Here is a 6308-nt window from a genome sequence, read left to right as displayed (position 1 = left end):
CACGAGTATCGAGGCGGCGGCAGAGCAAGCGGACGCGGGGCCGGTGGTGGTGACCGGGACGCTCCGCCGGGACGAGGGTGGCATGCGCCGCGTGCTCACCTCCCTGGCCGAAGCGTATGTACGTGGTGTTCCCCTCGACTGGTCCGCCCTGCTCGGCAACGTCCCCGGTCACATCGCGTGTGACCTCCCGACCTACGCCTTCCAACACCGGCACTACTGGCTGAAGAGTGGCCTCCGGACCGGTGAGGTGACCGCCATCGGCCTCGCCGGTGCTCAGCACCCTCTGCTCGGCGCATGGGTGGAACTGCCCGACACGGATGGGGCGTTGTTCACCTCCCGACTGTCGCTGAGCACGCACCCGTGGCTGGCCGACAACACGGTGGCCGGTACGGTCGTCCTCCCCGGATCGGCCTTTGTGGAGTTGGCGGTGCGCGCCGGTGACGAGGTCGGCTGCGGCGCCGTCGACGAGCTGCTGATCGAAGCGCCGCTCGTGCTGACCGCAGGCATGAGTCGGCAGCTCCAGGTGGTCGTGGGCGGGGCTGATGACTCCGGCCGAAGGCGCCTCACCGTCCACTCCCGCCGGCAGGGCAACGGGTCGGACGGGACGAACTGGATCCGACACGCCACGGGCACCCTGGCCCAGGCCACCACCGCCCCCGACGTCGACCTCGCGACATGGCCGCCACCCGGAGCCATCCGCGTCGATGTGGACCAGGTGTACGACGATCTGGCACAGGCCGGGCGTGGCATCGGCCCGGCGTTCAGCCTGTTGCGCTCGGCGTGGGCCCGTGGCACCGACGTGTTCGCCGAGGTGGAGCTGGCCGACGACCAGCAGGCCGAAGCCGCCCGCTACGCACTGCACCCCGCACTGCTGGAAGCCGTATGCCACGCCGACACGCACACCGAGGGAACGGCACTTCCCGTCGCCTACCGCGAGGTGTCCCTGTCCGCGACCGGCGCCACCGCGCTGCGCACACGCATCAGCCCGGACGGCCAGGGCGGCGTGACGCTGCGACTGGCCGACTCGGCCGGGAGGGCGGTCGGGTCCGTGGGCTCGGTGACGTCGCGGCCGCTCCCGGCCGACGTGTTGGTGTCGGCGGCCGGGCCGGAACCGCAGGACGCGCTGTTCGAGGTGGAATGGTTCCCGCTCCCGGTCGCGTCGGCCAGATCCGTCCCGGCCACCTCGGATCCGGCGATGGTGACGGTGACGAGCCCGGCCGAGTTGACAACGTTGGCCGACCACGGCGACGTACCGCCCTTCGTACGCGTCGACCTGACGGACACCACACACGGCCTCCGGGCGCTCATCTCACAGGCGCTGGAGTGGGTCCAGGCGTGGCTGGCCGTGCCGGAGACGGATGCGCGGCTGGTCATCGTCACGCGCGACGTCACCGACCCGATCCGCGCGGCGGTCTGGGGGCTGCTGCGTTCGGCACAGTCCGAGGCCCCGGACCGGCTGGTCCTGGTGGCCATGGACGAAGACGCCGCCTCCGGCGCGTTGCCGCCCGCCGTCCTGGCCGCCGCCCTGGCCACCGGCGAACCGCAGATCGCCATCACCGCCGGAGTGGCATCCGTGCCCAGGCTGGTACGCGCCACGCCGAGCGAGGAGGAGCCACCGCGACCGCTGGACCCGACCGGCACGGTGCTTATCACCGGTGGCACCGGTGCACTGGGCCGGCTGTTCGCCCGACACCTCGCGGCCGAGCACGGCGTACGTAACCTCCTGCTGGTCAGTCGCCGAGGCGGCGCAGCCGAAGGCATGGCGGAGCTGGAGTCCGAACTCGGCGCGCTGGGCGCGTCCGTACGCACCGTAGCCTGCGATATCGCAGACCGGACCGCCGTGGCGGACCTGCTGGCCTCGGTCCCCGCCGAGGCGCCCCTCACGGCGGTCGTGCACACCGCCGGGGTCCTGGACGACGGCGTCGTCACCGCCATGACACCCGAACGGCTGGACACCGTTCTCCGCCCCAAGGCGGACGCGGCCCTCATCCTGCACGAGCTGACGCGCGACATGGACCTCGCCGCCTTCGTGGTGTTCTCCTCGGCCGCGGGCGTCTTCGGCAACCCCGGGCAGGCCAACTACGCCGCGGCCAATGCCTTCCTGGACGCCCTGGCCCAGCGGCGCAGGGCGGCAGGGCTCCCGGCCACCTCCCTCGCCTGGGGCCACTGGGCGCTCAGCGGTGAGATGACCGCACATCTCACCGCGGCCGACCTGCGGCAGCACACCCGGCGCTTCGGCATGACCGCCCTGTCCGAGGAGACCGGACTCGCGCTGTTCGACACTGGTCTGCGCAGCGCCACGCCCGCGCTGGTGGCGGCCCGGCTGGACCTCGCGGGATTGCGCGCCAACGCGACGGCCGCCACTCCGGTCGTCCCTCTGCTGCACAAGCTGGTGCCACCGGGCCGCCGGGCCGTGAGTCGTACGGCAGCGCCGCGGACCGACCTCGTACGGCGGCTGGAGTCAGCGGACCCCGCCGAACGGGAGCAGACGCTGCTGGACCTGGTCACACAGCATGCCGCCCAGGTGCTCGGGCACGCTTCGCCGGACGGTATCGCCGCCGAACGGGCGTTCCGGGAGCTGGGGTTCGACTCGCTGACGTCGGTGGAGCTGCGCAACCGGCTCAACGCGGCCACCGGACTCCGGCTGCCCTCGACCCTGCTCTACGACCACCCCAGCCCACGGGCCCTCACCCGGCATCTGCACACCGAACTCCTGGGGTCGCCGAGCGCCCCCGCCGCCCCGCCAACCACGGGCAAGGCTTCGGACGATGGCATCGCTATCGTGGCGATGAGCTGCCGATTCCCGGGCGGGGTGGACAGTCCAGAGGACTTCTGGCGGCTGATCAGCGAAGGCGGTGACGCCGTCGGCGACTTCCCCGACGACCGCGGCTGGGATCTGTCCGCGCTCTACGACCGCGACCCGGACCACCTCGGCACCTCCTACGTCCGGCACGGCGCCTTCCTGCCCGACGCTGCCGGGTTCGATGCCGACTTCTTCGGCATCTCGCCGCGTGAGGCGCTGGCGATGGATCCGCAGCAGCGACTGCTGCTGGAGACCTCATGGGAGGTGTTCGAGCGGGCCGGGATCGACCCGACCACCTTGGGCGGCAGCGGCATCGGAGTGTTCACCGGCATGAACACCCAGGACTACGCGATCCGCCTGCGCCACGTTCCGGACGAGGTCGAGGGGCACCGGATCACCGGAGTCTCCGCGGCCGTCCTGTCCGGGCGCGTGGCTTACACCCTGGGCCTGGAAGGACCCGCGGTCACGGTGGACACGGCGTGTTCCTCGTCATTGGTGGCACTGCACCTGGCCGTGCAGGCGCTGCGGGCGGGGGAGTGCTCGATGGCGCTGGCCGGTGGGGTGACGGTGATGGCCGGGCCCGACGCCTTCGTGGACTTCTCCCGCCAGCGCGGACTGTCGGTCGACGGCCGGTGCAAGCCCTTCGCCGCCTCGGCGGACGGCACGGGGTGGGCCGAAGGTGTGGGTGTGCTGCTCCTGGAGCGGCTGTCGGACGCCGAGCGGAACGGTCACCAGGTGCTGGCGGTGGTACGGGGCAGCGCGGTGAACCAGGACGGCGCGTCAAACGGACTGACGGCGCCGAACGGCCCGTCGCAGCAGCGTGTCATCCGGCAGGCGCTGGCCGGCGCGGGTGTGTCGGCCGCCGAGGTGGACGTGGTCGAGGCGCATGGCACGGGTACGGCACTGGGCGATCCCATCGAGGCACAGGCCATCCTCGCCACGTACGGCCAGGACCGCGACCGGCCGCTGTGGCTGGGCTCGGTGAAGTCCAACATCGGCCACGCCCAGGCCGCCGCGGGCGTGGCCGGTGTGATCAAGATGGTCATGGCGATGCGGCACGGTGTCCTGCCGCGGACGCTGCACGTGGACGCCCCCACCCCGGAAGTGGACTGGTCGGCGGGTGCGGTGGAGTTGCTGACCGAGGGGCGTGCGTGGCCGGAGGTGGGGCGTCCGCGCCGGGCCGGGGTGTCCGCGTTCGGCGTCAGCGGCACCAACGCCCATGTGATCGTGGAGCAGGCACCGGCCACCGCCGCCGAGCCCGTCGCGGAGGCCCCGGATACGATGCCCGCCGTACCGTGGGTGATCTCGGCCAGGAGCGCCGACGCGCTGTACGGCCAGGCGGCCCGGCTCGCGGAATTCGCCCGCAACCACCCGGAGCTCGACCCGAGCGATATCGCGCGTTCGCTGATCACCACACGGGCCACGTTCGACCACCGGGCCGTGGTCGTGGGCTCGGGGCGTGCGGAGTTGCTGAGCGGGCTGGATGCCATCACCGGGCCGAGCGATGGCCCCGTGGCGCGAGGCGTGGCGAACCCCGGCAGGCTCGCGGTGCTGTTCACCGGACAGGGCAGTCAGCACCCAGGGATGGGCCGGGAACTGCACGCGCGCTATCCCGTGTTCCGCGATGCCTTCGACGCGGCCTGCGCGCGACTGGACCGCTATCTGGTCGACATCGGGCAGGTCGCACACCCCGTCCGGGACGTCGTGTTCGCCCAGCCCGGGACCCCCGAGGCGGAGTTGCTCGACCACACCGTGTTCGCTCAGGCGGGTCTGTTCGCGCTGGAGACCGCGCTGTTCCGGCTGTACGAGTCCTGGGGAGTGCGCCCCGACTTCCTCGCCGGCCACTCCGTGGGCGAGCTGACCGCCGCCCACGTGGCGGGCGTGCTGCCACTCGAGGACGCGGCCGCGCTGCTGGCCGCGCGCGGGCGGCTGATGCAGGCCCTGCCCGGTGGCGCGATGGTCGCGCTCAACGTCCCCGAGTCGGCGGCTCGCTCTCTGCTGGCCGAAGCGCCGGGTGCCGTGGACATCGCCGCGGTCAACGGGCCCGCCTCCGTCGTCGTCTCCGGCGACCAGGACGCCGTGGCGGCCGTCGAGCGGATATGCGCGGCCCAGGGGCACCGGACCAAGCGCCTGCGCGTCAGCCACGCCTTCCACTCCGCGCACATGGACGGCATGTTGGAGGAGTTCCGCGCGGTCGCCACCGGGCTGTCCTACGCGTCTCCGGCGGTGCCCATCGTCTCCAACGTCACGGGCGAGCTGGCCACCGCCGACCAGTTGTGCTCTCCGGAGTACTGGGTCGAGCACGCACGCAGGACGGTCCGCTTCCTCGACGGCGTCACCACGCTCCACGCACGGGGCGTCACGACCTTCCTCGAACTCGGCCCCGACGGTGTCCTCACCGCCATGGCGCAGGAAGCGCTGGGCGACGGCGCCGACCCGGCCATGTTCGTGCCCACGTCGTACGGCGGCGAACGGCCCGATCCGGTCACCGCCGTGGCCGCGCTCGCCCGGCTGCATGTCCGTGGTGTCCCGGTCGACTGGACCGCCCTGGTCCCGGATACCTCACGGCGCAGGGTCGACTTGCCGACGTACGCCTTCCAGCACCGGCGGTACTGGCCGGACGCCCCCGTACCGGACGCCCCCATACCGGACGTCGCCGCAGTGGGTGAGCCGGGTCCCCGGCCGCTGCCAAAGGCCACGGCGCCCCAGGGCGGCGGCGCCACGGCCTTCGTCGAGCGGCTGAGGGCCTGCACTGAGGCCGAGCGGCACCGGCTGGTCCTCGACCTGGTGCTGAGCAGCGCGGCCGCCGTGCTGGGGCACGACGACGCGTCGGCGATCGACGGCGAACGGGCCTTCCAGGACCTCGGCTTCGACTCCCTCAACGTGGTACGGCTCCGCAACCGTCTGCGCGACCTGACCGGCGCCGAGCTGCCCACCACACTCGCCTTCGACCATCCGACACCGGCCGCGCTCGCGTCATTCCTGCACGCCCGACTGCTCGGACAGGACACCGGACGGACCGGATCGGCGTGGACGGTGGGCGATCCCACCGAACCGATCGCGATCGTGGGGATGGCCTGCCGATTGCCGGGTGGCGTGGCCTCGCCGGAGGACTTGTGGAAACTGGTCCTGGCGGGGGACGAGGGCATCGGGGAGTTCCCGGTGGACCGTGGCTGGGATCTGGAGAACCTGTTCGACGCTGACCCGGACCACGCGGGGACCAGCTACGCGCGGAAAGGTGGCTTCCTCTACGACGCGGCCGAGTTCGACGCCGACTTCTTCGGGATTTCGCCGCGTGAGGCGCTGGCGATGGATCCGCAGCAGCGGTTGCTGCTGGAGACGTCTTGGGAGGCGTTGGAGCGCGCCGGGATCGACCCCGTCTCGCTCCGTGGCCAGGACATCGGTGTCTTCGCCGGAATGGTCAACTACGACTACACCAGCCGCCTCGACACCGCCCCCGACGGCTCCGAGGGCTACCTCATGACCGGTGGCGCGGGCAGTGTGC

The 6308-nt window shown here is 72.3% G+C and carries 1 protein-coding gene; it reads left to right on the top strand.

All coding sequences use genetic code 11. The annotated features are described in order from the left end of the window. Positions 1–49: 49 nt before the first annotated feature. Positions 50–6308, top strand: a 6259-nt coding sequence (locus tag NP777_RS46335) for a type I polyketide synthase (protein WP_308405413.1), incomplete at its 3' end; no start/stop codon positions are given.

This window comes from Streptomyces rugosispiralis (genome assembly GCF_024505145.1).
Taxonomy (GTDB): Bacteria; Actinomycetota; Actinomycetes; order Streptomycetales; family Streptomycetaceae; genus Streptomyces; species Streptomyces rugosispiralis.
This window is presented reverse-complemented; position numbering and strand designations above follow the sequence as displayed.